The sequence below is a fragment of the Microvirgula sp. AG722 genome, from assembly GCF_003269145.1.
GTDB classification, from domain to species: Bacteria; Pseudomonadota; Gammaproteobacteria; order Burkholderiales; family Aquaspirillaceae; genus Microvirgula; species Microvirgula aerodenitrificans.
This window is the reverse complement of sequence record NZ_QLTJ01000005.1, coordinates 173,094-199,681: the sequence shown is the minus strand read 5'-3', so window position 1 is coordinate 199,681 and position 26,588 is coordinate 173,094. Positions and strand designations below refer to the sequence as shown.

The following is a 26,588-nucleotide window of genomic DNA, read 5'->3' as shown; positions in this document are numbered from 1 at the left end:
GGACATCACCCGCGCCAGCCCGGTCATCGTTCGCCTGCATGACCGGGCTTTTTGGCCACGTGACATCCCCCAGGAGCTTCGCCATGTCCACTGCCGTCCCGGCCGACAACAAGAAACTCGGCTTTGCCAATGCCTTTATCGCCGCCACCCTGATGGGGTTCGTCGGCTTCTTCGCCCGCCATATCGATGCTCAGGGCGATTTGATCGCCTTTTCGCGCATGCTGTGCGGCGGCATCCTGTTCTTCGCCATCCTGGCCTGGAAGGGCCGGCTGTCCGAGCTGCGCAGCTACCGCATTTCGGCCGGCATGGTCGCCAGCGGTTTCTTCATGGGCAACTGCCTGTCGGCCTATATCGCGGCGACCCAGCTGACCTCGATCGCCAATGCGGTGTTCTTTATCTATATCGGGCCAATCATTTCCACCCTGCTGGCTGTGATTTTTCTCAAGGAAAGGATGAAATTCGCCACCTGGTTCGCAATGGCAGCCGTGTTTGCCGGCATGATGCTGATTGTGGGGCTGGTGTCGGTCGACGCCGGTGGCGTTCACTTCGGCATGACGTTTTCCAGCAAGACCTTCGTCGGCGACATGCTGGCGCTGTATTCGGGCGTCGGCTATGGCCTGTTCCTGTTCTTTGGCCGCTTCCGCACCGATGTTCCCGGCGAAACCCGCGCCTTCTGGAACTTCGTGTTCGCGCTGGCCGGCATCAGCATCCTGTTCCTGTTCACCCGCCCCGGCGTGGCGCAGATGGCGACAAGCGACTGGCTGTGGTGGATCGGCATCGGCATTGTCTGCGGCTTCGGCGCGCTGGGCGCGTGCACCATCGCCACCCGCCATCTCAAGGCGGCCGAGTTTGCCTGCGTGTCGTACTGGGAGTGCGTGGTTGCCGCCGTGTTCATCGGCTGGCTGGTGTATGGCGAGGTGCTGTCAGCGGTGCAGTTGCTGGGCGGGCTGCTGATCATTGCCGGCGGCACCGGCGAGATGGCCATCGGCCTGCTCGGCCGCGGTCTGAAGCGCAGGAAAGTACCGGAAACCCGACCGGTCTGACGCCAGACCCCGGTTCCCCGCTCCCGGCACGCGCACTGTGCCCCTCGACCCCGACGGGAAGAAAAACATGACCACCCTGACCGACAGACAGCCTCTCGCCCCCCACGCCAGCGATCCGCCCCGGGCCTTGCGCCGGGCAGCGACCGCCAGCTTTATCGGCAATTTCGTCGAATGGTTCGACTACGCGTCCTATGGCTATCTGGCCGCCATCATCGCCGTGGTGTTCTTCCCGGCCAGCGATGCCACTACCGGCCTGCTGGCCACCTTCGCCGTGTTTGCCCTGTCCTTTGTCATCCGCCCGCTGGGCGGTATTTTCTGGGGCCATCTCGGCGATCGCGTCGGCCGGCGCAGCGCGCTGTCGCTGTCCATCCTGCTGATGTCCGGCGCCACCTTCTGCATTGCCTTCCTGCCGTCCTACCAGCAGGTCGGCATGCTGGCGCCGCTGCTGTTGCTGCTGATCCGCCTGGTGCAGGGGTTTTCCGCCTCGGGCGAGTACGCAGGCGCCGCCGCCTTCCTGACCGAGTATGCGCCGGAAGGCCGGCGTGGCCTGTATGCCAGCATCGTGCCGGCCAGCACCGCGGCCGGGCTGCTGTTCGGCTCGCTGTTCGTGGTCATGCTGCATGCCTGGCTGACGACCGAGCAGCTGCACAGCTGGGGCTGGCGACTGCCGTTCCTGCTGGCCGCCCCGTTCGGTCTGGTCGGCCGCTATATCCGTCTGCACCTGGAGGACACGCCACAGTTCCGCAGCATGGCGCGCCAGATGGAACGCAAGGCCCCGGACAGCGCCATCCCGATCCGGGTGCTGCTGACCACCTACCGCAGCAAGGTGGTGATCGCTTTCGGTGTCACCTGCCTGAACGCGGTCGCGTTCTATCTGATCCTCAGCTACATGCCGACCTATCTGTCAGCAGAGCTCGGCGTGCCGGAAACCGAGTCGTTCATGGCATCGACGGTGTCGCTGACCGCCTATATCGGCTTTATCTTCCTGTCCGGCGCGCTGTCCGACCGGCTCGGGCGCAAGACCATGCTGATTGCCGCGTCACTGTGCTTCATCGTGCTGACCGTGCCGCTGTTCATGCTGCTCGACCATGCCGGCTTTCTGACCCTGATCCTGATCCAGATCGTGTTTGGCGCGCTGCTGACGCTGAACGACGGCACGCTGGCCAGTTTCCTGTCGGAAATCTTTCCGACCCGGGTCCGCTACAGCGGCTTTGCCTTCAGCTACAACATGGCCAATGCGCTGTTCGGCGGCACCGCGCCATTTATTGCCACCTGGCTGATCAGCGTCACCGGCAGCAAGCTGGCACCGGCCTGGTATCTGGTTCTGGCCTCGGTCGTCGCCCTGCTGGCGATGCGCTGCATCCACGAAACGGCGCACCGGCCGCTGGACGACCGCTGAGCTCGTCTCAGGCCGTTACCCGCGCCGCATCCAGCGCGGCCATGGCCGGGTCGATCATGGCCAGCAGCCGGGCCCGGCTCACGCCATCCCGGGCCTGCACCGACAGGCCGTGCAGCAGGGTGGCGTAATAGTCACCCAGTGCGGCAACATCGACATCGGCCCGCAACTCGCCACCGTCCTTCGCTGCCTGCAGCCGGTCGATGATCGAGCGGGTGCGCTGGCGCCGGTGTTCGGCCAGCCAGTCCAGAACCCCGTCGTTCTCCACCGTGCAGTTGGTCGCTGCCGACACCACCAGGCAGCCATGCGGATGGCCACGCCGGGTATAGATCGTCACTGCGTCGCGCAACAGGCGCTCGACCGCCGCCCGCGCCGAGTGCTCTCCGGCCAGCGCGCGGGTGGCGAAGCCGCCGTCCCCCGCCTCGTACAGCGCCACGGCCTCGCGGAACAACTGCTCCTTGCTGCCGAATGCCGCATAGATGCGGGCCGAAGCGATGCCCAGTGCGTCGACCAGACTCGCCATGGACGTGCCTTCATAGCCGCGTTCCCAGAACGCGGTCATCGCCCTTTTCAAGGCCAGATCCCGGTCGAATTCCCTTGGTCGTCCCGCCATTGCTCTCCTGCCCGTCCATGCCGACTGGCGGAATTCTAACCCGGTCCGCACTTGACGCGAGCGGGAATCTCGCTCTATTCTTTGTCGATCGACAAAGAATTAGGACATGGAAAATCATGCAGACCATCAAGGGCCCCAGCCTTCATCTCGCCCAGTTCAGCGACAGCACACCCCCCTTCGACAGCCTGGCCTCGATGGCCGGCTGGGCGGCACAGACCGGCTTCAAGGCCTTGCAGATCCCGGCCTGGGACGCACGCCTGTTTGATGTCAGAACCGCCGCGCACAGCCAGGGCTACTGCGACGAAATCAACGGCCTGCTGGCCGGGCACGGGCTGGTCATCAGCGAGCTGACCACCCACCTCCTCGGTCAGCTGGTGGCGGTACACCCGGCCTACGATGCCCTGTGCGACAACTTCGCTCCGGCCGTGCTGCGCGGCAGGCCGCAGGCACGGACCGAGTGGGCACTGGAGCAACTGGCGCTGGCGGCCCGCGCTTCACGCCGGCTGGGCCTGACCGAGATGGGGACGTTCTCCGGCTCGTTTGCCTGGCCTTACCTGTTCCCGTTCCCGCAACGTCCGGACGGGCTGATCGACGCCGCTTTCGACGAGCTGGCGCGACGCTGGCGCCCGATTCTCGATGCCTGCGACGAACAGGGAGTCAATCTGTGCTACGAAATCCACCCGGGCGAGGACCTGCACGACGGCACCACCTTCGAGCGCTTCCATGAGCGGGTCGGCCGGCATCCGCGCTGCCACATCCTGTTCGATCCGAGCCATTTCGTCCTGCAGCAACTCGACTATCTGGCTTTCCTGGATCGGTATCGCGACCACATCCGCATGTTTCACGTCAAGGATGCGGAGTTCAATCCCGATGGCCGGCAGGGCATCTATGGCGGTTACAGCAACTGGGTCGACCGCGCCGGCCGTTTCCGGTCGCTGGGAGATGGCCAGGTGGATTTCAGGGCGATCTTTTCCCGGCTGGCCCAGTACGACTATCAGGGCTGGGCCACGCTGGAATGGGAGTGCTGCCTCAAGGACCAGGAGGATGGCGCGCGCGAAGGCGTCGCCTTCATCAACGACCACATCATCCGGGTGACCGACAAGGTGTTCGATGACTTCGCCGGTGCCGCCGTCGACCGGGCACAGATCCACGCCATGCTCGGCATTGCCTGAGCCCTTTTCGCCCCTTCCTTATTTCCCGAGTCCATACCGATGACAATCCGGAACGACAGACCGCATCCCGATACTTCTTCCTTCACCCACCGCTATGTACGCATCGACGGCCACCGCGTGCACTGCGTCTGCGCCGGCCACGGCCGCCCGGTCCTGCTGATTCCCGGCTGGCCGCAGACCTGGTTCGCCTGGCGCCATGTCATGGCGGCACTCGCCGGCCACGGTTTCATGGCCATTGCCGTCGACCCGCCCGGCACCGGCCATTCCGACCGGCCGCAAGACGGCTACGACACCGGCAGCATCGCCGCCACCCTGCACCGGGTCATGCAGACTCTTGGTCACGAGCGCTATCAGGTCGTCGGCCACGATGTCGGCATGTGGGTCGGCTACGCGCTGGCCAGCGACTTCCCGACGGTCGTGCAGCGACTGGCGGTCACTGAAGCCGTCATTCCCGGACTGGCAACGGCGCCGTCGATTTTCGTCCCGCCGGAGCAGAACGTCTTCCTGTGGCATTTCCTGTTCAACCAGCTGGCGGACCTGCCGGAAGCGCTGACTGGCGGGCGCGAGACGGCCTATCTGAGCTATGTGTTCGATACCTGGTCACATCACCGCGACCGGGTGGCAACCCGGGTATACATCGAGGCCTACTCGGCACCCGGCGGCCTGCGCGGCGGCTTTGCCTACTACCGGGCCATCCCGGAAACCATCCGCCAGAACCGGGTGCGCGCCGGGCGGAAGCTGGGGATGCCGGTACTGGCGATCGGCGCCGAGTTCGCCACCAATGACGCCCCACTGCTGACCCTGCGCGACCATGCGACGAATCTGCGTGGCGCGATCATCCCGGATTGCGGCCATTTCATCATGGAGGAAGCCGATCAGGCGTTTATCGCCCACCTGCTGCCCTTCCTGGACGGAGGCCACTGACCATGCCGCTCGACACCCGAATGGCCGCATTCCTCGCCGATCGGCCGGCTGCATCCGCGCTGCCGCCACTGGCGGAAATCCGCAAGGCGTCCGACCTTGAGCTGGCCAGCCTGCAAGGACCGCCGGAAGCGGTCACCGACATCACGACCCTGGTGACGACCACGGCGGACGGGTATCCGCTGCGGGTGCGCATCTACCGCCCGGCCACGCTGGACGAGCCGTCCGCACCGGCACCGGCCATCGTGTTTGCGCACGGCGGCGGCTGGTTCCAGTGCTCGCTGGCGCTGTATGACAATCCGTGCCGGGCACTGGCCAATGCGACCCGCTGCGTCGTGCTGTCCGTCGACTACCGGCTGGCCCCGGAGCACCCGTTTCCGCAGCCGCTCGAAGACGTCTATCACGCCCTGGTCTGGGCGGCAGGTCATGCCGACACGCTGGGCATCGACCCGCACCGGCTGGCGGTGGGCGGAGACAGTGCCGGCGGCAACCTCGCTGCCGCCGCCGCCCTGCTCGCGCGCGATCGCGGCGGCCCGGCAATCGCCCACCAGTTACTGCTGTATCCGGCGCTGGATCACGCCATGAACACCGACTCGTACACACGCCATGCCAGCGGTTACTACCTGACCCGCGACATCATGCAATTCTGCTGGTCCGTCTATCTGGAATCCGCAGCGGATGGCGCTTCGCCCTATGCATCCCCGCTGCAGACGCCCGATCTCGCGGGACTGCCGGCGGCAAGCATTCTGGTCTGCGAATACGACCCGCTGCGCGACGAGGGCATCGACTATGCGCGGCGTCTGCGCGAGGCGGGCGTCGAGGCCCGTGCCGAACAACTGGACGGCATGATCCACGCCTGCATCCACATGTCGGGCCTGACACCGGCGGCCAGGCGACTGTTCGAGCGCGCGGGCAGCCTGGTCGTGCAGGCGCTGGCATAGCCGGAGGCCACAGACCCGCCCTCCGGCTATGCCCGCTCCGCCGGCCATGCCGGCCAGCGGGGCAGATCGTCACCGGCCAGCCACGGCGGCGAATCGGCGGTCCAGATATGCTGCTGCGGCCGCAGGCCGGGATCGTCGTCGAGCGTCGCCACACGGACAATGACATGCGCCTGGTGCGGACGTTCCGCTACCAGGTGCGAACCACACTGCGAACAGAAATACCGCCACTTGCCCGGAGAGGACTCGAAGCCCGACAGCAGGTCTTCGCCTTTCAGCCAGCGAAAATGCGAACGCATGACCCCCGCCGTGGTCGCAAAGGCCGCTGCGTGGGCCTTGCGGCAGGTCCGGCAATGACAATGCCCGATCGGCATGTCGATGCGGTCGATCTCGTATTCAATAGCCCCGCACAGACAGCTGCCCTTCATGCATCACTCCGGTCGAACACCGGCTCGCAACGCACCTCGCTGCGGACCGAGTTGGCGATATAGCACGCATCATGTGCCTGATGGTGCATCTGTTCGATCTGCTCTCGCGTCGGCAGCCGCTCGCCGGAAAACTGTACGTCCGGCCGCAGCGTGACCACCGTCATCGCCACCCGGCCATCCGCGTTCTGGCCCATGACGCCAACCGCCGCATCGAAGTAGCGGTCGACGCAGAAACGTCGCCTGGCAGCAATGGACAGGAACCACAGCATGTGACAGCTGGACAGGGACGCGACAAAGGCTTCCTCCGGGTCGACCGCCGAGGCATCGGACATCGGCAGCGGCACGACATGCGGTGACGACGAGCCGGCGACTTCCGCACCACCATCAAAACGCAGCACATGCCGGCGGCTGTAACGGTTGCCCAGAAAATCCTGCTCGTCGCGTTGCCAGAGTACTTCTGCACCGTATTCAGCCATGTCGGTCCTTTCGGTTTTCGGGTATTGCCGGCGCCCTCACACCAGCTATAGGGTGTCGATTCTGGTCATGCCGGACACAGTCAGGCAAGCGAAAAGACCGCGCCGGGCAGCGAACCCGCTGCCCGGCCGCCCTGGCCTTATCCCTTCAGCCACACGCCTTCCAGCACCACATCGAGCGGCGGGGTCGCCGCCTGGAAGGTCAGGCTGCTCAGGCTGCCATCCAGTTGCGGCGCGACGGCCTCGATCCGGGTCGGATTTTCCCGATCCAGATCCACAGGCAGCTGCAACTGCTGTCCCTGGTCGTCCGTCAGGGTCAGCGCAAACGCCCCGCTGCCGGTCAGCGTCAGCACGCCCCGCGGCGGCAGGCCGATATCCCTGGCCAGCGGGAATGTCCGCCCCTGTCCTGCCAGTTCCGTGGCGCTCAGGATCGTGATGCCGTCGTCGGCCACGTCCGGGTTCCATCCTGCACTCAGATCGACCCCGGCCAGCTGGACGCGCACGCTGGCCGACTGGGTCATCAACTGATCCAGGTCGAGCAGCAGGCGGTCCCGCAGCGACGGCAGTTCGTCACTGGCCGGCCGCGGCCGTGCGGCAGCGGCTTCCACCAGCTGGCCGACCAGCTTCTGGGCATCGGCGGCGACGCGGGTGGAATAGGAGGCCAGCATGCCGAACGGCGGCGACAGCTCGACCTGGGCGCCCCTCTCCTGCATCGCCTGCGCGACCAGATAAGCATTGACCTGCTCGCTGTCCCACAGCATGCCCAGCAGGCGTGCCATTTCGTCGGGATCGACCCCGGCCAGTCCCAGGAACAGGGCCAGCCGCGACAGGCTCTGGTCCAGCGCCAGCATTTCCTGCTGGCAGTCGATCGGGATGCGCCGGTTGTAGTAGCCGATCCAGCGCTGCTGGATCTCCCAGGCCGAATGCGCGAGGGCGACGAAGTTGTCGTTCCCGCTTTGCAGCAGGGCGGCGCCAATCAGCCGCCCGTCCTGCAGGCTCAGGCTGGCGACAGGGGTGACCGTGCCATCGACGTCCAGGTACAGCGTGCGCTGCTGTTCGTCACCGTGAATCAGCAGCTTGCCGACACCCAGTGCATGCCCCAGTGTCAGCGTGCATTCGATCTTGCTTTGCCGCCAGCTGCCGGCCGGCGCGCTGAAGAAGGCGTGGAAATCGGCCAGATCCTGCTCCAGCCGTGCGGCCAGATCGGTCTCCACCGTTTCACTGGCAAGGTGCAGCAGGTTCAGGTCCGGATAGCGGTCGAACATGGCCGGTATCATGAAGGCCGGATTGGTGAGCTGCGAGGTCGGGAAGTTGAACGTCTGGCCGTACTCGCGCACCACTACGTTCAGGCTGGCCTGCTGCAATGCCAGCGCAGCATCCAGTTGCTGGTCGATCAGCACACCAAAGAATGCGCTATCGCGCAGATCGCACAGGAACTGCCGCGATTTGGCGGCGGGTGCCTCGACCAGTTCCTGCACGCTGCGCAACAGGCTCAGCGGGCTGTCCAGACTGGTCCCATACCATGATTGCAGCAGCAGATAGCGCCGGGCCAGTGGCAGGGCCAGCGCGGTCGAGCCCCAGACCTTGCTCGAACGGTCATAGGAGTCCGCCTTTTTCTTCGAGTAGTAGTACGCATAGCACTCGGAGAAGCGGTTGGTGGCGGCGTCGGTCACCGCCGCCATGACCGAGCCCGGACCGAAGCCGCTGAAGCACAGATCCGCCAGCGGCCGGTCTTCGCCACCGGCCAGCAGCTTGTGGCGGATGCCGTTGTCCAGCCGGTCCCGCAAGTCCTGCAGCCGGACCGGATCTTTCTGCAACGGGACCAGCCCGCTGCGGGGGTTGATCTGCTCGTTTTCGGCATTGCTGACGACGATGTCCACCAGGCGCAGATCGTTCAGCATTTCCACCGACATCATCGCCTGCAGGCTGGCCAGGTTGGCGCGCAACCCCTGATTGGCCAGGTCAATGCGCTGCGCCAGATCGTCATGGCTCCAGACGATGCTGGCCAGCGTCTGCTGGGTCGCGGCGCGCAGTTCGACCCGCGTGGTACGGAAGCCGCTGGCAATGGCGCTGCTCAGCTGCTCCAGGCTCCGGGTCATTTGCGCGGCGACATCGTCGATCTGGCGCTGCACCGCGTCGAAGCGCTCGTCCATCTGGACGCTCAGTGCCGACATCTGCCAGTTCAGGCTCTGCATCTGGTCCATGATCTGGTCGAAGCGCTTGTTCATCACCTCGTATACCTGGGTGATCTGCTTCGAGATCGCCTTGGCCGCTTCCAGATACGGGTCGGGCTGCGGGAAGAAGATGTTCGACACCAGACCGAACAGGCTGGCAGCCGCGCCGATCAGGCCGAACACCCCGCCCATGGTGCTGGTTTTCATCATCTGCATGGCGGTGTTGACGGCCTGGGCCACCTCCACCACGGCAGCAACGGTGGCGAGCCCCTTGTCGACCCAGTCCATCGCCTGGTTGAAGGCATCCTTGCTGTCGCCGTCGCTCATGAAGTGACCGACGATCTTGCGCGTGAATGACGACAAGCCCTGCATGCCGGCCACCACGCTGCGCATGGTGTCGATGCGGTCGTTCCACTGCCGCAGGGCGGCGCGACGCTCATTCCATATCCGGACCGACGGATCGTCGTCCACCTCGGTCGTGCGCTTGTCGATCAGGCCCTTCAGTGCCTTGCGCTGGGTGTCGATGGTGGCATTGCCGGCCTCGACCGTGCCCTGCGCCTCGGCGCGCTTCCGGTTCAGGTAAGCGAGCTTCTGCGGCTCGGTCAGGTCATCGCCTGTCCCCATGCTGCTGCCGTCGTAGACCTTGTCGAACGCCAGGCGAACCGATACCGAATTGTTGGGATCGTAGTGCAGATCGGTATCGAGGCGGTGCTGGGTATCCTGCACCGCCTTTTTCACCTGATCGAGCTTGCTCTGGGTCTCGGTGATCTGCCCGGTCAGCGGGTTCAGGCGCTCGACCGCCTCGCGGTTGCGCTCGCGCTTGTAATCGAATTTTTCGGTCGCCCGGCGGTTCTTCTCCCGCATCTGGTCGATCGACTGATTGGCGCGCTTGATGTAATCGATCGTGTCGCGCGCCTCCTGTGCCGGGTCCGGCGGGGTCGACGGCTGCAGGCTGCCGCCGCTCCCCCGTGCAGACGAAGCGGCCGACGACGATGCGCCACCCGTCGTTCCGCCATCCTGCTGCGCTGCCGCCGGCACGGTGCCGATGGGCGGATCGAACGCCCAGTTGGCCCAGCCCTGCGGCTGACCGAACGGATCGACAGCCGCCGCCCAGGGCTGCACGCTGTTCCGGTTCAGAAAATCGGCGGCCTGCTGGTGGGAGAGCCCGGGCCGCACCGTCGCCACCAGCAGGCTGCGTACGGCCTGATGCGCGCGCCCCCAGGCATCGGCACTGACTCTCGCCTCGCTGGCGTCGTTGTGGCTGTCCGGCAGTTGCTGCACAAAGTCGCTGACCAGCCGTTCCAGCTCGAACGACCACCTGGCCAGCAATTGCGCCATGACCCGTCCGGCGGCAGGGTACAGCGTGAGGAAATCGCGCGTAATCTGCGGCAGGTCGGCCAGCCCCAGCCCGGGTTTGACTGCCAGCAGATTGCCCTCCTGCGGCAGCGCCAGCTCGGCGAAGCGGTCGAGCAACAGTTGCTTCTGCAGCGCAGGCAGCGCTTGCTGCAGGGTCAGGTCGAGGAATTGCACCAGGGTGTCGCAGCCAAGCTGATACACCGACAGATCGTAATTCGCCTGCCCCTGCAGGCCGGGGTCGACACGGCGCACCGCACTGACCAGGGTGTTGCGGCCGGCGTCATCGAGAGGGATGTCGCCCAGCGCGGCCTGTACCGCCGACTGCAGTGCCGCCTGGTCGGCGAAGGTTTTGCCGGCCAGGGTCTGCAGTGCCGGAAGCACTGCACGTCCCGGCTCGCTCGCTTGCAGCGTCGCCATCGCGTCGCTGTCGAAGGTGAACACCGACAGCAAGTCCTGCAGCAGGCTGGCCAGCGCCGGTTCCAGCATCATCAGGCTGTTCGCCATCCGTACCGTCAGGGTCGGATTGGCGCGCAGGAAAGCCCGCATCGGATCGGGCAGTTGTGCGGTCCGGACATCCGGTTTCAGCACCGGCGTGACCATGCTGCCTGGGATGGCCTTGCGCAGGCTGGCCGGCAGCAATCTGGCCATCAGCAGCTCGTCCAGCGGATCGCCATGCTGCCCGGCATACGACGGCTGCCACACCGGCGCCCCCGCTGCCAGCAATGCACCGACATGGTCGGGCAGTGCCGCATTCAGCGCCTCGGCCAGCAGCGTCGGCCGGCCGGGGGCGGTCTGCAGGCCCGGCGGCGTGCCGGCCGCCAGCGCGCTGCGCAGATTGTCGGCATGGCCGGTACGTGCCATCCAGTGCACGCAGGTCCGGCCGTCGGCATCCATGCCCGACCACGGCGTGCTCTGCTGCAGCGTGACCCGGGGCCAGCACGGGAAATCCAGCCGCAGCAGATTGCTGCCCTGTGCCAGCACGAGCGCACCGTCGCTGGTCACGGTCATGCCGCTGGCCTGATCCAGCACGATCTGCTGCTGGACCTCAAAACCCTGTTCCATGCCGCTGGCCCCGCTGGGGCTCCACAGCAGCAACCGGTCCGCCGCCAGCGTGGCAAACGCCCCGTTGGGCAGCGCGGCCGCGGTGATCCAGGGCCGGGCCTCGTCGATACGCAGCGCCCTGACCTGCAAACCGGCAAGCTGCTGCTGTGCATCACGCTGGACGTCCCACAGCGCAAGCTGGCTGCCGGCGCCGAAGGCCAGCAGGCGCCCGTCATTCAGCAGCAGCAGTCCCGTCGGCACACGGACACTGCCGGCCAGTGTCTTCAGGCTGGCGTGCTCGCCCTGCCCGTCCAGCACCAGCACCGCGCCCTGACCGGTAACCACTAGCGGCTGCCCTCCTGCCAGCACGCCCAGCGCGACCCCGGCGGCAGGCAGGGCCACCGGTGCCTGCGACACAAAGGGACCATCGTCGACACTGCGCCACTGCAGCAGGGTCTGTCCCTGCACGGCAAACACGCAGCCCGGCCCGGCCTCGACCATTGCGGAGACCTGCCGGCCCAGTTCCTGATCGACACGGCAGACCTCGTCTTCAAAGCACAGACTCTGCAGGCGGCCATCGGCATAGCGCACCAGCACACGCCCGTCGCGCAGCGGCAGCAGCGCCGCCACGTCGCCCTGGTAGCCGACGCTGCGAGCGGTGGAAAAATCGCCCGGGCCCAGCGGTTGCAGCATGCTGATCGGCGCGCCCGGGCCACTCAGTGCCAGCGCGCCGACCGGCAGCGCCGCCATCACGGCAATGGCCGGGCCACCGAGAACCTGCAGGTGGCGGCGTGGCGCAGCACCATAGTCCTGCACCTGGCTTTTGAGCGGCCAGGGCGGCAGCGCTTCACCCAGCTTCGCTGCGTCGATCCACGGTCCCGTCGGCGTCTGCCGGGTGAAGTGGAACTGGCTGGCCGGATGGCTTTGCCGCAGTTCATCCGCCACGGCGGCCAGCAGGGACGCCGGCTGGTCGGCGGCCACGTCGCCGGACAGGTCCCATACCATCACTCCGCCCAGTTGTTCGGCCAGGGCATAACGCACTTTCTCGCGCAGCGAACGCGGGTCGTCATAGGTCAGCGACAGCCCGGTTCGTCCCTGGCTGCTGCTGCGATAGGCATAGGGCGCGCGGGCCTCGCCCTCCAGCGCATCGACAAAGACCAGCCCCGGCCAGCCGGCCGAGGGTGAATGATCCTCCTTTGCCGGCAGATAGCCGCCTGCCGCTTTGGCCGCCACGATATCCCGGTACAGCGGCGGCTCGTCCAGCGAGGCGTCCCCTGCCGCCAGCACCGGCTTCTTGTTGATGGCGCAAATCAGCCCCCGGTTGTGGTCGTCGGCACCGTCCACCGCGACCACGCGACCATAGGCGGCCAGCCCCAGCGCCAGCTGGCGGCGGGTCAGGCAGTTCTGCGCCACCAGTTGCAGGAACTTGTCCAGTGTGGCGGTCACGCAGAAAGTCGGGTCCAGATCCCGCGCCGCCTGCTTGTCGGCCGGGATCTTCATCGGGGCGTTGAACCAGGAATAGTCGGACCAGCTGCCGTAATAGTCGTAACTCATCACATTGACGTGGTCGACCAGCTGGCCGATGGCACGCCACTGTTCGGTGCCCAGCGCATCGACCCGGGAGGGGGCGGCCGGGGCCGCTATCGCCAGTTCGGCCTCGCCTATCGCCTGCCGGGTTGCCTGCAGCAGCTGCACATAACCGTCGCCATCACCGGCGTCCGGGTATTCCCAGTCGATTTCCAGTCCGTCGAAGCCCAGGGTCCGGATCGCGCTGGCAGCCGATTGCGCAAAGCGCTGGCGGCGGACGGGATCGCGGGAGATCAGTCGCAGCAAGGCCGAGAATGGCGCCACCGCCTCACTGGCATGGAAGGCCGTGGCCAGTTGTTCGAGGATGGCCAGCAGGGTCTCCCCGTCGGCGCTGACATCGCAATTGTCGTAAGAGGCGCCAGGCCCGGACAGCAGCGCGAACAGCGCCCGCCGCGGCGCGTCGGGATCGAATACCCCGCCGGGGTCACTGCTGCTGGAGCCATAGGGTGCGGGAGCGCCATCGATCGACAACGGCGTGCCGGTGCCATAAAAGATGCGCCATTGCTGCTTGCCGCTGACGTGATAGATCCAGAAGTCATCGGCGTTCTGCGCCGTGGCGGGAAAATCCGCCGGCCCGGCCACGGTGCGGAAATGCAGCATCGGGCTTTTCGGCCAGCCGCCGACGATCAGCGAGACTCTCAGGGCAGGATTCAACTGCTTCATGTATTGCAGCGCCGCCACTTGCCAGTTGTCGGCCCATTCGTCGCTGCTGCTCAGACTGCCGTCGAGTTCCAGCCCCATCATGCCGTAGGAAATGCAGTTCACCAGGTCAACCGGGATATCGGTGACAAAGTAATTGCGCTTGTACATGAAGTAGTTGGCGTAATAACCGACCAGCCGGCGGGTCAGATCCGCGGATCTGGCCTTGTTGGCCATGCGCGTGTCGAGTACCCGCTGTCCGGTTTCGGCATTCAGGATCATCGCTGCCAGCTCCAGCACCTTGGCCCCCGTCGGGCTGGTGCCGGGCCGGGCCAGCGCGTCCACTTGCTGCCGGGTGTCCCGGTACTGCGGCCCCTGATCCAGTTTCACCGACACCCGGGGCAGGTATTGCACGCCGCGGATCGGCGAACGGATCGGCAGGCCGTGGAAGGAGTTGGAATAGGACAGGGTCAGCCGTTCGTACGGCCCGATGGTGACCGGTTTGGCATAGGACAGCGTGAACACGTAGCGCTCGGCGTTCTCCTTTCGAGACACCGTCAACTCCTGCGGCCCGTAGTACAGCGAGCCCCACGGCGTGAAGAACATGTTGAGCGCCTTGTTCAGCCCGTGTACCTGCACCTGTTCGCCGAAGAAGGCGATTTTCTGCTCGTTGCTGGGCTCGACACCTGCGGCCAGATAAAACCGGTCGCGTGTCTCGTTCGTGAGATTCCGCTCCCCGTCATGACCGTCGCCCACAAAGACATTGGTCTCCACCTCGACCCGACTGATCTTGAGGGGGTCCTTGCTCTGGTTGTAAATGTGGATGTTGTCGACGCCCTTGCTCTTCTCGAACAGGAACTGCAATCCGCTTGCACTGCTGTCAGCCATGGTCCACCCCTTGTTCTTCCCGCCCCGCGGTATATTAAACGCATCAAAACTCACAGAATCTCAGAACAATAGCATTGTTTGTGGCCGCAGCATGCCCTGCCATCCATGTCACGGGTGGCAGACACCGTGGAACGGGCTTCAGTCGTCCCGCGTCAGCACTTCCAGCAGCTCGATATCGAAGATCAGGTCCGAGTTCGGCTTGATATGGGCGCCGATCTGCCGCTCGCCATAAGCGAGATGGGCGGGCACATGCAGCCGGCGCCGGCCGCCGACCTTCATCCCGATCAGTCCCAGGTCCCAGCCCCTGATCACCCGCCCACTGCCGATCACGCACTGGAACGGCTTGCCGCGCGCCCGCGACGAGTCGAATAGGGTCCCGTCTTCCAGAAAGCCGTCGTACTCGGCAGTAATCAGGGCACCCTTGACGACGGCCTTGCCCTCGCCGGTCAGGATGTCTTCAATATGCAGTTCGGTGATCATGGCGTGTGCCCGGTAAAGAAGTGCCGGGCGTTTTCTCAGGAATACCGCCGTCTGGCAAGCCCCGGCCGCTCAGCAGGCCCGCGCCACACCCTGTTTGCGCCGGTATTGCCCCGGCGTCAGCCCCTGGCGGCGCTTGAAGGTCATGGCAAAATGCGATGCAGAATGGAAGCCGAGCCGGTCGGCAATGTCCTGGATCGAGCGCGGTGACGAGTCGAGCAGATAGCAGGCGGCCTCGAAGCGCTTGCCCAGCACGTAGGCGTAGAACGGCTGGCCGAAATAGCGCTTGAAGAAGCGGCAGAAATTGGACGGTGACATGTGGACCATGGCCGCCGTGCTGTCGATGTCGAGCTCGCCGCCGAGCCCGTTGCGGATATGTTCGGCAATGGTCTGGCACAGCTCGATCTCGCGCCGGTCCGGTGGCTGGGCAATGTCGACCGACAGGCGCCGCCGCGCCGGCGCCAGCGCCAGCCCGCTCATGATCCGCAGCGCCGTCAGCAGGTGCGCCATATGGAACACATTGTCCAGCGTGGCGAATTCGGCCCGGCAATGGCGCGCTGCTTCGCCCTCGAACAGCACGCCATAGAAACCGTCCTGATAGAACTGCCGGATCGGCCGGGTATACGGCATGGAAAAGAAATCGTCGCCCAGCCGGGCCAGGTTGACCGACAGCGAGTCCCAGTGCCCCCCCGGGCGTTCCAGCCAGACATGGTGACGGACGAACGGCGACAGGAACAGCACGCTGCCGGCCGGCAGCGGGTGGGCGTCGCCTTCACCGATACGCACCACAACGTCGTCACCAAACGGCAGCACCAGCTGGCCATACGGATGAAAGTGTGCGGCGGTTTCCGTCACCGCCGGTTTCTTGTCGAACAGCACAAAATCCAGGGTATTGCAGTACGTGTAATGCATGGTCCGCCCAGACTGTTCCTCCATCACGGCAGTATATCAGTTTAGTCTGAAATGCTTTATTGATGGACGGAGCGGCGGATATGCCGGATCAGCGCCATGGCCGCCGGTGCCTTTTCGTGCCGGCGATAGGCCAGCGCCAGTTCGGACGGAATCGGTTCGCCATTCAGTTCGCGATAGACCACTTTCGGCATGCGCAGGCACTCGGCCAGCACCCGCGGCACGATGGCCACCCCGACCCCGAGCGACACCTGGGTCACCACCGCCACCAGCCCGCCGGCACGCGGCCCGAGCCGGGGCATGAAGTCGCCGCGCCGCGACACTTCGTGGGTGCCATAGTCCTGCTCCGGCAGGATGAACGTGTCGTGGCGCAGCCGCGCCGCCGGAATCGACGCCAGTTTCGCCAGCGGGTGCGCATCCGGCAGTACGACGACAAAGTGATCACGATGCACGGTGACAGTGTCGATGCCGTCCGGGAAATCCAGCGGCGGACGGACAAAGGCCAGATCCAGTCCGCCATCGTCCAGCATGGTCGGGATGCGCTCCATCGACAGCTCGTGCAGGCGCAACTCGACCCCCGGCATATCGAGGCGGAAGCGGGCCAGATAGGTCTGCAGCACGCTGCAATAGGCCGCCGATGCCACATAACCGATCTCGATGCGCCCGCTCTCGCCGCGCCCGGCACGACGCACCCGCTCCTCGGCGCGGTCGCACTGCAGCAGCGCCAGTCTGGCCTCGGTCAGCAGCACCTCGCCGGCGGCGCTCAGCGCCACGCTGCGCTTGGTGCGGTGGAACAGGCTGACGCCGAGTTCGCGCTCCATGTCCTGGATCTGCCGGGTCAGTGACGGCGGGGTGATACCGAGCAGCTCGGCCGCACGCGCAAAGTGCAGCTGCTCGGCCACGGCAATGAAGTAGCGATACTGTCTGAGTTCCATGTCGCGACGGCCTCTTCCGCCAACAATTAGCCTGCAGGCAATTAATTTGCCAGATTACCGCAATGACGGCTAATTCAGTGTTGCCTACCATGGCGGCTGCGTTACTTCATTTCCGGTAGTCCGCCATGTCGCTTTCCGATTTTCTCCCGCAACGGCGCCCGGTCTGGGTGCTGATGACCGCCTCGGCGGTGTGCAGCCTGATCGTGCTCGACACCAATATCGTCGCAGTGTCGCTGCCGGCCATCGCCCGTTCGCTGAATGCCGGCTTCGCCGATCTCGAATGGGTGGTCAGCGCCTATATGCTGGCCTTTGCCGCCTGCCTGCTGCCGGCCGGCAGCATTGCCGACCGCTGGGGGCGGCGGCGCACCATGCTGGTCGGCCTGGTCGGTTTCATTCTGGCGTCGCTGGCCTGCGGTGCGGCGGAAACCACCACGGCGATGAACATCGCCCGCGCGATCAAGGGCGTCGGCTCGGCCCTGCTGCTGACCTCGGCGCTGGCGGTCATCGGCCACACCTTCCACGAGGAGCGCGAGCGGATGCGCGCATGGTCGTTCTGGGGTGGCTGCATGGGGCTGGCCATGACCATCGCCCCGGTATTCGGCGGCATCGTCACCGCCTGGCTCGGCTGGCGCTGGATTTTCTATCTGAACCTGCCGATCGGCCTGCTGCTGCTGACCCTGGTCTGGCGCTGTATCGACGAGTCGCGCGATCCGCAGGCAGCCCGGCTCGACCCGCTCGGCAGCCTGTGCTTCAGCGCCGGCCTGTTCGGCGTGATCTGGGCGCTGATTGGCGGCAGCGAGGCCGGCTGGACCAGCACCGCCACCCTCGGCCGCGCCGGGGCCGGCGTGCTGCTGCTGATGCTGTTCATCGTGGTCGAGCTGCGCCAGCAGCGGCCGATGGTCGATCTGGCGCTGTTCCGCAGCCCGCGCTTTATCGGTGCGGTGCTGGCCATGTTCGGCTATGCAACGTCGGCACAGGTGATGATGACCTTCCTGCCGCTCTACATGCAGAACGCGTTCGGCCATACCTCGGTCGGCGCCGGTCTGGCCATGCTGCCGTTCGCCATCTCGATGGTGATCTGGCCGCGCATCGGCCCGTGGCTCGGCCGTCATCTGCCGATGCATGGCGTGCTGGTGCTCGGCCTGGTGCTGGTCGGCATCGGCAATGCGCTCACCGCACTGGCCGCACCGACGCTGTACTACGGCTGGGTGGCGCTGGGCATGCTGGTGACCGGCGCCGGGGCGGGTCTGCTCAATGGCGATACCCAGAAGAACATCATGGCCTGCGTGCCGCGTACCCGCACCGGCATGGCATCCGGCATCAGCACCACCACCCGTTTCACCGGCATCGTGCTGGCGGTCGGCGGGCTTGGCGGGGTTCTTGCTACCCGGACCCGGGCCATGCTCGACAGCGGGACGGCACCGGCCGATGCGGATTTCGTCCAGCGCGTGCTGTCCGGCGATGCGCTGCAGGCGGCGCTGGCACTGCCGCCAGCCCTGCGCGACAGCGCGCTGGCGCTGGCCCGTGACAGTTTTGCCCACGGTTTCGCCAGTCTGCTCGGCGCGGCGGCCGTCGTGGCACTGCTGTCGGCACTGGCCGTGCATCTGCTGATGCGCGAGCAGCCGCTGTCCAGGCAGTCGGCGCGCAGACCGCGCCCGGCCGCCGACTGGGTCGGCCCGTAATCCGGAGAGGAACACCGCCATGAACAAGCCGCGTTTCAGCGACATGCAGATTCTGGCCATCCTGCGCGAGGCGGCCAACGGCGCCCAGGCCGCTGTCCTGTGCCGGAAATACCATATCAGCGACACCACGTTCTACAACTGGCGCCGCAAGTTCGGCGCGGCCGTGCCGCCCGCCTCGCCCGACCAGCTGTCGCGCGAGAACCGGCTGCTGCGCCAGCGGCTGTCGGCGCAGGAGCGGGAACTCGCCAGCCTTCGCCAGAGGCCAGGCTCACGTTGACGCCACAAGTGGAGACCCGCCGCAGCCCGTTACGCGGCGGGCATTTTTCGCTTCTCTATACCCCCCGTCTGCGCGACACTATCGGGGATTCTGTATGGAGAATGAACACAATTGGCTATCCAGATTAAAACCCGGCAGGAAATCGAATCCCTGCGCATTGCCGCCCAGCTCGCCTCCGACGTGCTGGACATGATCGGCGAGCATGTCCGCCCCGGCATCAGCACCAACGAGCTCGATCGCCTGTGCAACGACTATATCGTCAACACGCAAAAGTGCATTGCCGCCAATGTCGGCTATCACGGCTATCCGAAGACCGTGTGCATTTCGCTGAATGAAGTCGTCTGCCACGGCATCCCGGACGCGCAGACGATCCTCAAGGACGGCGACATCCTCAATATCGACGTGGCGCTGATCAAGGACGGCTGGCATGGCGACACCAGTCGCATGTACAGCGTCGGCACGATCGACCCGCAGGCCCGCAAACTGATCGACGTGACCCACGAGGCGATGATGCTCGGCATCGAAGCGGTCCGCCCCGGCGCCACGCTCGGCGATATCGGTCACGCCATCCAGCGCCACGCCGAAGCCGCCGGTTTTTCGGTGGTGCGCGAATATTGCGGACACGGCATTGGCCGCGTCTACCATGAAGATCCTCAGGTCCTGCACTACGGCCGGCCCGGCATGGGCACCCGGCTGAAGCCCGGCATGACCTTCACCATCGAACCGATGATCAACATGGGCAAGCCCGGTACCGAAGTCCTGCCCGACCGCTGGACCGTGCTGACCCGTGACCGTTCGCTGTCCGCGCAGTGGGAACACATGGTCGCCGTGACCGAAGACGGCGTCGACCTGCTGACCCGCTGAGCCTTTTACCCGTTTCGTCTTACCAAGGAGAACGCATGTACAAGCACATCCTCGTCCCCGTCGACGGCAGCCCCGCTTCGTCCCATGGCCTGCATGAAGCCATCGCGCTCGCCGCGCGCCTCGGCGCCACGCTGAAGCTGTTCCACATCATCGACCCGATGATTGCCTATGCTGCCATGAGCGGCGGCGCCGGTGCCGATCTGACCAGCGAACTGCGTGAAGCCGGCCAGCAGATCATCGCCGACGCGCACAAGCTCGCCGCCGATCATGGCGTCACGGTCGAAACCGCGATCACCGAAACCGCCGCCCACAGCGTGGCCGACCTGATCGTCGAGCAGGCCAAAGCCTGGCCGGCCGACATGATCGTCATGGGCACCCACGGCCGCCGCGGCCTGACCCGGCTGCTGATGGGCAGCGACGCCGAAATGGTGCTGCGCAACAGCCCGGTGCCGGTGCTGATGGTCAAGAGCGAGTAATAGCGCCCGCAAACGAAAGGCCCGCTCCGTCGTTTTCACGACGGAGCGGGCCTTTTGCATGATGGTCGGCATGGGCAACCTCCGTACACCAGACGGTTGAACTCAGTCTGGTACGGAGGCTGCACAGCAATACGCTGCCCTTACAGCGTCACCAGCCGCGGGCGGGTCAGCGATTCCGGGTTCAGCACGGCATCGAGCTGATCGCGGGTCATCAGGCCCCGCGCCAGCACGATGTCGGCCACGCCACCGCCATGGGCATGAGCTTCTGCAGCCACTTCGGTGGCGGCCGCATAGCCGATAAACGGGTTCAGTGCCGTGACCAGCCCGATCGAGTTCTCGACCTGGGCGCGCAGGAATTCGCGGTTGGCGGTAATGCCCTTCACGCAATGCTCGGTCAGCGTGCCGCAGGCGTTGGCGAGGTGGCTGACGCTGCGGAACAGGCTGTAGGCAATGACCGGCTCGAACGCGTTCAGCTGCAGCTGGCCCGCTTCAGCGGCCATGGTCACGGTCATGTCGTTGCCGATGACTTCATAGGCGACCTGGGTCACCACTTCCGGAATGACCGGATTGACCTTGCCCGGCATGATCGACGAGCCGGCCTGACGGGCCGGCAGGTTGATTTCGCCAAAGCCGGCGCGCGGGCCGCTGGACAGCAGGCGCAGGTCGTTGCAGGTCTTGGACAGCTTGACCGCCACGCGCTTGAGCACGCCGGACAGTTGCACGAAGGCGCCGCAGTCCTGGGTGGCTTCGATCAGGTTCGGGGCGGTAATCAGTTGCTGGCCGAACAGCGCCGACAGGTGCTCGCGCACCCGGGACGGGTAGTCCGGGTGGGCATTGATGCCGGTGCCGATCGCGGTCGCGCCGAGGTTGATTTCCAGCATCAGCTGGCTGGCTTCACCCAGACGCAGTTCGTCTTCGCCGAGCATGACCGCATAGGTCATGAATTCCTGGCCCAGCGTCATCGGCACGGCGTCCTGCAGCTGGGTACGCCCCATCTTCAGCACGTCCTTGAACTCGTCCGCCTTGGCGGCAAAGGCGTCGCGCAGGGTGGCCATGGCGCCGACCAGCCGTTGCACGCCGGTCCAGGTCGCCAGCCGCAGCGCGGTCGGGTAGACGTCGTTGGTCGACTGACCGAGGTTCACGTGTTCGTTCGGGTGCAGGTACTGGTATTCGCCCTTGGCATGGCCCAGCCGTTCCAGCGCCAGGTTGGCGATGACTTCGTTGGCATTCATGTTGGTCGAGGTGCCGGCACCGCCCTGGATCACGTCGACGACGAACTGCTCGTGCCAGCGACCGGCACGGATGTCCTCGCAGGCGCCGACGATGGCGTCAGTGCGGCGCTGGTCGAGCAGGCCCAGATCATGGTTGGCCAGCGCGGCGGCCTGCTTGATGAGTGCCAGCGCATTGATCAGTTCCGCATAACTGGAAATGGTCTGCCCGGTGATCGGGAAATTCTCGATCGCCCGCAGCGTATGCACACCCCAGTACGCATCGGCGGGAACGTCACGGTTGCCAATCAGGTCATGCTCAATCCGGGTACTCATCGGGTGCCTTTCGGGGCGGAGAAATGCGAAGGAGCGCACTCTAGGCGCGACCGGCAAATCCTGACCAATTCCGAATGCCGATCGGGTCATGATTTTTTTGCATAACCTGCACAAAAGCGGATTTTGATGACGCCTGGGCACAGGGGCATGCCGTCAGATCGGTGCGTACTGATCCTGCAGGAACAACCAGAATGTCTCGACGGCCGGCCGGGCCGGTTTCAGCCGCCGGTAGACGCGGATCTCCATATCGACCGCCCACTCGTCGCCGGCGGCCGGCGCCAGCTGGCCATGGCGGACTTCGCGCGTGACCGCGCTCTGCGGCAGAAAGGCGATGCCATGCCCTTCCAGCGCCATGTTCTTCAGCCCTTCGGCCATATCGGTTTCATAGCGCAGCGTCAGGTGGCACGGCTCGGGCGCATTGTCGAGAATCAGCTCGGTCATCAGCCGGAAATACGCATTCGCCGCATAGCCGAGCAGTGGCGCCGGCGCCTCGCGGGTGCCCGGCAGGCGAAAGCGGGGCTCGCGGTCCCGGCCGCAGCGCGCATACGGGCGCAGACTCTCAACGCCCAGTCGCAGCCCGGCGTAATGCGTCGGCGGCAGCTCGACCGGTTTTTTCGGATGGTGATAGCACAGCAGCAGGTCAGCGCCGCCTTCGACCAGCGACAGCAGCGCGTCGTGGACGTTGCTGGCCTGCAGCCGGCAGGCCAGCTGGCCGAAGCGCGCTTCCATCTGCGTCAGCCATTTCGGGAAGAACGAAAACGACAGCGTATGCGGCACCGAGAACGACAGCGTGTCTTCCGGCAGCGGCTTCATGCCCTGCAGCAGCGCGCGCGTCGCCAGCACCTGGTTCAGCATGTCGGCTGCGCGTTCGCGAAACACCACGCCGGCCGGGGTCAGCGTGGTCGGATAGGAGGTCCGGTCGATCAGTTCGGTACCGACCCAGTTCTCCAGTGCCTGGATCCGGCGCGAAAAGGCCGGCTGGGTCAGGTGGCGCGCCTGCGCCGAGTGGGTAAAGCTGCCGGTTTCGGCCAGCACCAGAAAATCTTCCAGCCAACGGGTTTCCATCATCGCTCCAGACTCGCCGGACGGGCGGGCAGGCGCCGTCAGCACAGACTGCCATTGTACCGCCGCGCATGGGGCTCGCGGCACGGCGCACTTGTCGCGATAATGCGCATTCCCGACAGAAATGCGACCCCGAGATGAAGCATCGTTCCGCCCAGGGGGGCCTGGTCTACTCGACCGAACACGGCAGCATGTGCCCTGCCTGCCGCCAGCCGCTCGACCACTGCCAGTGCCGGGCCGCCCTGCCCGCCGCCGGCGACGGCATCGTGCGCGTCGCGCACGAAAGCAAGGGCCGGCGCGGCAAGGATGTCACCACGGTGCGCGGCGTGCCGGTCGATGCCGTGGCGCTGGCCGCACTCGGCAAGCAGTTGCGGACCCGCTGCGGCAGCGGCGGCACGGTCAAGGATGGCGTCATCGAGATCCAGGGCGACCATCGCGATACGGTGATCGCCTGGCTGGGCGCGCAGGGCCATACCGTCAAGCGCTCGGGGGGCTGAACCGGCACAGGTTCAGTCGCCATGCGCTGTTGCAGCGGCGCGGTCCACCGGTTGCTCCGCCAGCTTCAACCCCATGGTCGGGCTGCGTCATCAGGGCATCACGGGTTTCCGATTGCGTCAGCCTCCCGTCTTCCAGCACCGGAATGCGGCCGGCGCACCACGCCATGCACCAGGACGGTCGGGCGACCGCCGATGCCGGTCACTTCGCCATCGACCCGGTAGACGCGGGCCAGCAGTTCGCGGTCGATGACCGCACCGGGCTTGCCGTCGGCCACCAGCCGGCCGTCATGGAGCACCAGCACCCGATCGGCAAAGCGCAGCGCCAGATTGATATCGTGCACGACCAGCAGGGTGATCAGCCCGCGGGCGCGGGTTTCGCGACGGATCACGTCAACGGCCCGGTACTGGTGGTGGAGGTCCAGCGCACTGGTCGGTTCATCCAGCAGCAGCACGGCGGGATCGCGTACCAGCGCCTGAGCCAGCCCGACCCGCTGCCGCTGGCCGCCGGACAGCGCATCGATGCCGCGATCGGCCAGCGCCGTCAGGTCGAGCCGTGCCAGCACCGCATCCACGGCATGCAGGTCGGCAGCAGCGGCATGGCCCCGCCCCGGACGAGCGGCCATCGCCGCACTGAGCACGGCTTCGAACACGCCCAGCCGGGATCGACCGGGCAGGGTCTGCGGCAGATAGGCCATGCGCCGCGCGCGCTCCGCCTGCGGGCTGCGGGCCAGGTCTTCCCCGTCGAGCAGCACCCGGCCCGAAGCCGGTGCCAGTCCGGCCACGCCGCGCAGCAATGTGGACTTGCCGGCCGCATTCGGACCGATCAGTGCGGTCAGGCTGCCGGCAGTCAGTGCCGGCACCCGGATGTCGTCGAGCACCCGGCGCTGTCCGTAGCGCATGCCGAGGCCGTCAATATCGAGACGCTTCACGCCGGCGTTCATGACTGTTCTCCCCGTGTCCGCGCCACAATCAGCATGAACAGCGGAATGCCGACCAGTGCCGTCACGATGCCGACCGGAATCAGCACGCCGGGGATCAGCGTCTTGCCGGCCACCGAGGCCAGCGACAGGATCAGCGCGCCGGCCAGCACGCTGCCCGGCAGCAGCAGCCGGTGGTCATCGCCGACCAGTTGCCGGGCGATATGCGGCGCAATCAGGCCGATAAAGCCGATGGTGCCGACAAAAGCCACCGACAGCGCCGTCAGCAGACTGATGCGCAGCAGTGAGAAGCGCCGCAGCCGCGCCACGTCGACGCCGAAACTGCGCGCGCGCGTCTCGCCCAGCGTCAGTGCCGTCAGCGCCCAGCTCTGGCGCATCGACCACGGCAGCAGAATCGCCAGCGCCAGTGCCAGCAGGCCCAGCGTGTCCCAGCTGGCGCGCGCCAGACTGCCGAGGGTCCAGAACACCAGCTGCTGCAGCGTGTCCTGGCTGGCGACGAACTGCAGCAGCGCCACCAGCGCGTTGAAAGCAAAGACCAGCGCAATGCCGAACAGCACCAGGCTTTCGACGCCAAAGCCGCGCCAGCGGGCCAGCAGGTACAGCAGGACGACCGATGCCAGTGCAAACACAAAGGCATTGGCCGGGACCAGCCAGGCCACCGGCACGCCGGGCAGGCCCACGCCGAGCACGATCGCCAGCGCGGCGCCAAATGCCGCCGCCGACGACACGCCGAGCGTGAACGGGCTGGCCAGCGGATTGTTCAGCACGGTCTGCATCTCGGCGCCGGCCAGTCCCAGCGCCGCGCCGACCAGTACCGCCATCAGCGCCTGCGGCAGCCGTACGTCCCAGACGATGACCCGGTCGATGCGCGACGCGGTGTCAGGGTGCAGCAGCACGCGCAGCAGATCGGCGTAGCCAAGGCCGGACGGCCCGCTGACGATGTCCAGGACCAGGCTGGCCAGCAGCGCCACGGCCAGCGCGCCGACCAGGGTCGCGCGTCGGGCGTGACGGCGGCGGTAGCCGGCACTGCCGCCGGGGGTCTGCGGGATTGTGGCGGCCGTCATGGCGCCACCGGTCCGATGGTGAACACGCCGCTGGCCGGAATCGGCATGAAGCGCGCATACAGCTCGGCGCGGGTCCGCTCTGGGTCCAGGTCGGGGAAGCGGGACGGATGCAGCCACCGGGCCAGCGCCTGCAGCGCGATCAGGTGTTCGGGCGAGTCATAGAACACATGCCACAGGCCGAATGCCCGCCCGCTGCGCACGGCATCCAGCTCGCGGGTTTGCGGACGATTCGCCACCTGGCGCAGGCTGGCACGGGCCTGGGCCGGCGTCGCCTGGTAGCCCAGCGTCACCCCGCCCTGCCCGGCCGCGAACACACCGGTCGCCACGTAGACGTCCGGGCGGCTGGACAGCAGATATTCGACGCTCAGGGTGCCGATCGGTCCGGGAATGCGGCCGGCGCCGATATTGTCACCGCCGGCGGCGGCGATCAGGTCGCCGAGATTGCCCTTGCCCGGCGAGCCGCAGCAGTCGCGCAGTCCGGCCAGCATGTCGACAAAAACAGTCGGCCGCCGCCAGTCGGGCCGACGCGCGGCGGCATCGAGCACCCGGGTCACCCGGCCGACTTCGCGGGTATAGAAGTCGATAAAGGCGGTGGCCTGGGCATCGCGGCCGATCGCACGGCCCATCGCGCGCAGGCTGGGTACGGTGTTCTGCAGCGGGTGATTGCTGAAGTCGACGAACACCACGGGCACGCCGGCAGCCTGCAACTGCCGCACGGCCTCGCTGCCCGGCGTCGGCCCGTGGCCGCCGGACAGGGTCATGAAGGCAATGTCGGGTCGTACCGACAGCGCCTTCTCGACGCTGAAGGTTTCCGGCGAGGTGCCGCCGACCAGCGGGATCGCATCCGCCTGCGGGAAGACGCGGCGAAACGCCGCGTAGCCCTGCACGTCAAGGCCGCGGAAATCGCCCTGCCAGCCGGCGACGCGGGCGAACGGCCGCTTGCCCTCCAGCAGCGCCAGCGTATAGATCAGTCGCCCTTCTCCGAGCAGGATGCGCTCGACCCGGTCGGGGACGACCACGGTGCGCCCGGCAGCATCAACGACGGTGGCGGCGATGGCGGTCTGGCCAAACGCCAGCCAGGCCAGCAGCAGGCCGGACCACAGCGGGGGAAACAGGAAACGGAACACGGACATGGGGCTCTCACGGGGAAAAAGGACAGGCCGCGGGCAAGCCCGCGGCGAAACGGAACCGGGC

General features: G+C 66.3%; 22 protein-coding genes. 10 read left to right on the top strand and 12 right to left on the bottom strand.

Going from position 1 to position 26,588, the window contains the following annotated elements; genetic code table 11:
- The first annotated feature begins 83 nt into the window (after positions 1–83).
- Positions 84–1,043 carry a DMT family transporter gene (locus DFO50_RS09810; protein WP_112692419.1) on the top strand — a complete coding sequence of 320 codons (960 nt, stop codon included), beginning with the start codon at positions 84–86 and terminating at the stop codon, positions 1,041–1,043.
- Positions 1,044–1,110: 67 nt separating this feature from the next.
- On the top strand, positions 1,111–2,442 hold the full coding sequence (locus tag DFO50_RS09805; protein WP_028498738.1) for an MFS transporter: 1,332 nt from the start codon (positions 1,111–1,113) through the stop codon (positions 2,440–2,442).
- Between the two features lie 7 nt (positions 2,443–2,449).
- Here DFO50_RS09805 and DFO50_RS09800 read toward each other — a convergent pair whose 3' ends face one another.
- Entirely contained in the window at positions 2,450–3,001 is a 552-nt protein-coding gene (locus tag DFO50_RS09800; RefSeq protein WP_028498739.1) for a TetR/AcrR family transcriptional regulator, read from the bottom strand.
- A gap of 167 nt (positions 3,002–3,168) precedes the next feature.
- Here DFO50_RS09800 and DFO50_RS09795 point away from each other — a divergent pair, with 167 nt between their 5' ends.
- The 3 genes from DFO50_RS09795 to DFO50_RS09785 are packed head-to-tail and all read left to right on the top strand — an operon-like array spanning position 3,169 to position 6,086.
- Positions 3,169–4,224 (top strand): sugar phosphate isomerase/epimerase, encoded by a 1,056-nt coding sequence (locus DFO50_RS09795; RefSeq protein WP_028498740.1) that lies wholly within the window; start codon positions 3,169–3,171, stop codon positions 4,222–4,224.
- Positions 4,225–4,263: 39 nt separating this feature from the next.
- Positions 4,264–5,148 (top strand): alpha/beta fold hydrolase, encoded by an 885-nt coding sequence (locus DFO50_RS09790; protein ID WP_028498741.1) that lies wholly within the window; start codon positions 4,264–4,266, stop codon positions 5,146–5,148.
- Positions 5,149–5,150: 2 nt separating this feature from the next.
- Positions 5,151–6,086 (top strand): alpha/beta hydrolase, encoded by a 936-nt coding sequence (locus DFO50_RS09785; protein WP_028498742.1) that lies wholly within the window; start codon positions 5,151–5,153, stop codon positions 6,084–6,086.
- 26 nt (positions 6,087–6,112) lie between these two features.
- Here the strand turns inward: DFO50_RS09785 and DFO50_RS09780 are convergent, their stop codons facing one another.
- From DFO50_RS09780 to DFO50_RS09755, 6 genes are all read right to left on the bottom strand, one after another.
- Positions 6,113–6,511: a GFA family protein gene (locus DFO50_RS09780; protein ID WP_028498743.1), complete on the bottom strand. Its 399-nt coding sequence runs from the start codon at positions 6,509–6,511 to the stop codon at positions 6,113–6,115.
- A complete protein-coding gene (locus DFO50_RS09775; RefSeq protein WP_107889761.1) occupies positions 6,508–6,987 on the bottom strand; it encodes an OsmC family protein in 480 nt (159 codons plus the stop codon). Before DFO50_RS09775 ends, DFO50_RS09780 begins: the two co-directional genes overlap by 4 nt.
- Before the next feature lie 137 nt (positions 6,988–7,124).
- On the bottom strand, positions 7,125–14,669 hold the full coding sequence (locus DFO50_RS09770) for a glycoside hydrolase family 18 protein (RefSeq protein ID WP_112692418.1): 7,545 nt from the start codon (positions 14,667–14,669) through the stop codon (positions 7,125–7,127).
- 138 nt (positions 14,670–14,807) lie between these two features.
- A complete protein-coding gene (locus DFO50_RS09765) occupies positions 14,808–15,149 on the bottom strand; it encodes an FKBP-type peptidyl-prolyl cis-trans isomerase (RefSeq protein ID WP_028498746.1) in 342 nt (113 codons plus the stop codon).
- Positions 15,150–15,218: 69 nt separating this feature from the next.
- Positions 15,219–16,058 (bottom strand): AraC family transcriptional regulator, encoded by an 840-nt coding sequence (locus DFO50_RS09760; RefSeq protein ID WP_028498747.1) that lies wholly within the window; start codon positions 16,056–16,058, stop codon positions 15,219–15,221.
- Positions 16,059–16,114: 56 nt separating this feature from the next.
- On the bottom strand, positions 16,115–16,990 hold the full coding sequence (locus DFO50_RS09755) for a LysR family transcriptional regulator (RefSeq protein WP_028498748.1): 876 nt from the start codon (positions 16,988–16,990) through the stop codon (positions 16,115–16,117).
- A gap of 125 nt (positions 16,991–17,115) precedes the next feature.
- Between DFO50_RS09755 and DFO50_RS09750 the strand changes: the two genes are divergently transcribed.
- From DFO50_RS09750 to DFO50_RS09735, 4 genes are all read left to right on the top strand, one after another.
- Positions 17,116–18,672 (top strand): MFS transporter, encoded by a 1,557-nt coding sequence (locus DFO50_RS09750; RefSeq protein WP_051528746.1) that lies wholly within the window; start codon positions 17,116–17,118, stop codon positions 18,670–18,672.
- Between the two features lie 19 nt (positions 18,673–18,691).
- A complete protein-coding gene (locus DFO50_RS09745) occupies positions 18,692–18,949 on the top strand; it encodes a transposase (protein ID WP_028498750.1) in 258 nt (85 codons plus the stop codon).
- Between the two features lie 111 nt (positions 18,950–19,060).
- On the top strand, positions 19,061–19,813 hold the full coding sequence (gene map, locus DFO50_RS09740; protein ID WP_028498751.1) for a type I methionyl aminopeptidase: 753 nt from the start codon (positions 19,061–19,063) through the stop codon (positions 19,811–19,813).
- Positions 19,814–19,848: 35 nt separating this feature from the next.
- Positions 19,849–20,289: a universal stress protein gene (locus DFO50_RS09735; protein ID WP_028498752.1), complete on the top strand. Its 441-nt coding sequence runs from the start codon at positions 19,849–19,851 to the stop codon at positions 20,287–20,289.
- A 140-nt stretch (positions 20,290–20,429) separates the two neighbouring features.
- Here DFO50_RS09735 and aspA read toward each other — a convergent pair whose 3' ends face one another.
- Positions 20,430–21,833 carry an aspartate ammonia-lyase gene (gene aspA, locus DFO50_RS09730; protein WP_028498753.1) on the bottom strand — a complete coding sequence of 468 codons (1,404 nt, stop codon included), beginning with the start codon at positions 21,831–21,833 and terminating at the stop codon, positions 20,430–20,432.
- Positions 21,834–21,986: 153 nt separating this feature from the next.
- The gene (locus DFO50_RS09725) at positions 21,987–22,901 is read right to left on the bottom strand and encodes a LysR substrate-binding domain-containing protein (protein ID WP_233495231.1); all 915 of its coding nucleotides are present in this window, start codon (positions 22,899–22,901) and stop codon (positions 21,987–21,989) included.
- A gap of 131 nt (positions 22,902–23,032) precedes the next feature.
- On the opposite strand from DFO50_RS09725, the gene DFO50_RS09720 reads away from it, so the two are divergent.
- Complete coding sequence (locus tag DFO50_RS09720; protein WP_028498755.1) at positions 23,033–23,392, top strand: translation initiation factor Sui1; 360 nt, start codon at positions 23,033–23,035, stop codon at positions 23,390–23,392.
- A 98-nt stretch (positions 23,393–23,490) separates the two neighbouring features.
- On the opposite strand, the gene DFO50_RS09715 is transcribed toward DFO50_RS09720, so the two are convergent.
- The 3 genes from DFO50_RS09715 to DFO50_RS09705 are packed head-to-tail and all read right to left on the bottom strand — an operon-like array spanning position 23,491 to position 26,527.
- Complete coding sequence (locus DFO50_RS09715) at positions 23,491–24,333, bottom strand: ABC transporter ATP-binding protein (RefSeq protein WP_199489791.1); 843 nt, start codon at positions 24,331–24,333, stop codon at positions 23,491–23,493.
- A complete protein-coding gene (locus tag DFO50_RS09710) occupies positions 24,330–25,394 on the bottom strand; it encodes an iron ABC transporter permease (RefSeq protein WP_107889757.1) in 1,065 nt (354 codons plus the stop codon). The genes DFO50_RS09715 and DFO50_RS09710 overlap by 4 nt, the downstream gene beginning before the upstream one ends.
- A complete protein-coding gene (locus DFO50_RS09705) occupies positions 25,391–26,527 on the bottom strand; it encodes an ABC transporter substrate-binding protein (RefSeq protein WP_051528748.1) in 1,137 nt (378 codons plus the stop codon). Before DFO50_RS09705 ends, DFO50_RS09710 begins: the two co-directional genes overlap by 4 nt.
- Positions 26,528–26,588: the final 61 nt, after the last annotated feature.

What these genes read in the sequence shown, in the direction of transcription:
- DFO50_RS09810 (WP_112692419.1), top strand. Translation starts at nt 84, where the DNA reads ATGTCCACTGCCGTCCCGGCCGACAACAAGAAACTCGGCTTTGCCAAT.
- DFO50_RS09805 (WP_028498738.1), top strand. Translation starts at nt 1,111, where the DNA reads ATGACCACCCTGACCGACAGACAGCCTCTCGCCCCCCACGCCAGCGAT.
- DFO50_RS09800 (WP_028498739.1), bottom strand. Translation starts at nt 3,001, where the DNA reads ATGACCGCGTTCTGGGAACGCGGCTATGAAGGCACGTCCATGGCGAGT.
- DFO50_RS09795 (WP_028498740.1), top strand. Translation starts at nt 3,169, where the DNA reads ATGCAGACCATCAAGGGCCCCAGCCTTCATCTCGCCCAGTTCAGCGAC.
- DFO50_RS09790 (WP_028498741.1), top strand. Translation starts at nt 4,264, where the DNA reads ATGACAATCCGGAACGACAGACCGCATCCCGATACTTCTTCCTTCACC.
- DFO50_RS09785 (WP_028498742.1), top strand. Translation starts at nt 5,151, where the DNA reads ATGCCGCTCGACACCCGAATGGCCGCATTCCTCGCCGATCGGCCGGCT.
- DFO50_RS09780 (WP_028498743.1), bottom strand. Translation starts at nt 6,511, where the DNA reads ATGAAGGGCAGCTGTCTGTGCGGGGCTATTGAATACGAGATCGACCGC.
- DFO50_RS09775 (WP_107889761.1), bottom strand. Translation starts at nt 6,987, where the DNA reads ATGGCTGAATACGGTGCAGAAGTACTCTGGCAACGCGACGAGCAGGAT.
- DFO50_RS09770 (WP_112692418.1), bottom strand. Translation starts at nt 14,669, where the DNA reads ATGGCTGACAGCAGTGCAAGCGGATTGCAGTTCCTGTTCGAGAAGAGC.
- DFO50_RS09765 (WP_028498746.1), bottom strand. Translation starts at nt 15,149, where the DNA reads ATGATCACCGAACTGCATATTGAAGACATCCTGACCGGCGAGGGCAAG.
- DFO50_RS09760 (WP_028498747.1), bottom strand. Translation starts at nt 16,058, where the DNA reads ATGCATTACACGTACTGCAATACCCTGGATTTTGTGCTGTTCGACAAG.
- DFO50_RS09755 (WP_028498748.1), bottom strand. Translation starts at nt 16,990, where the DNA reads ATGGAACTCAGACAGTATCGCTACTTCATTGCCGTGGCCGAGCAGCTG.
- DFO50_RS09750 (WP_051528746.1), top strand. Translation starts at nt 17,116, where the DNA reads ATGTCGCTTTCCGATTTTCTCCCGCAACGGCGCCCGGTCTGGGTGCTG.
- DFO50_RS09745 (WP_028498750.1), top strand. Translation starts at nt 18,692, where the DNA reads ATGAACAAGCCGCGTTTCAGCGACATGCAGATTCTGGCCATCCTGCGC.
- DFO50_RS09735 (WP_028498752.1), top strand. Translation starts at nt 19,849, where the DNA reads ATGTACAAGCACATCCTCGTCCCCGTCGACGGCAGCCCCGCTTCGTCC.
- aspA (WP_028498753.1), bottom strand. Translation starts at nt 21,833, where the DNA reads ATGAGTACCCGGATTGAGCATGACCTGATTGGCAACCGTGACGTTCCC.
- DFO50_RS09725 (WP_233495231.1), bottom strand. Translation starts at nt 22,901, where the DNA reads ATGATGGAAACCCGTTGGCTGGAAGATTTTCTGGTGCTGGCCGAAACC.
- DFO50_RS09720 (WP_028498755.1), top strand. Translation starts at nt 23,033, where the DNA reads ATGAAGCATCGTTCCGCCCAGGGGGGCCTGGTCTACTCGACCGAACAC.
- DFO50_RS09715 (WP_199489791.1), bottom strand. Translation starts at nt 24,333, where the DNA reads ATGAACGCCGGCGTGAAGCGTCTCGATATTGACGGCCTCGGCATGCGC.
- DFO50_RS09710 (WP_107889757.1), bottom strand. Translation starts at nt 25,394, where the DNA reads ATGACGGCCGCCACAATCCCGCAGACCCCCGGCGGCAGTGCCGGCTAC.
- DFO50_RS09705 (WP_051528748.1), bottom strand. Translation starts at nt 26,527, where the DNA reads ATGTCCGTGTTCCGTTTCCTGTTTCCCCCGCTGTGGTCCGGCCTGCTG.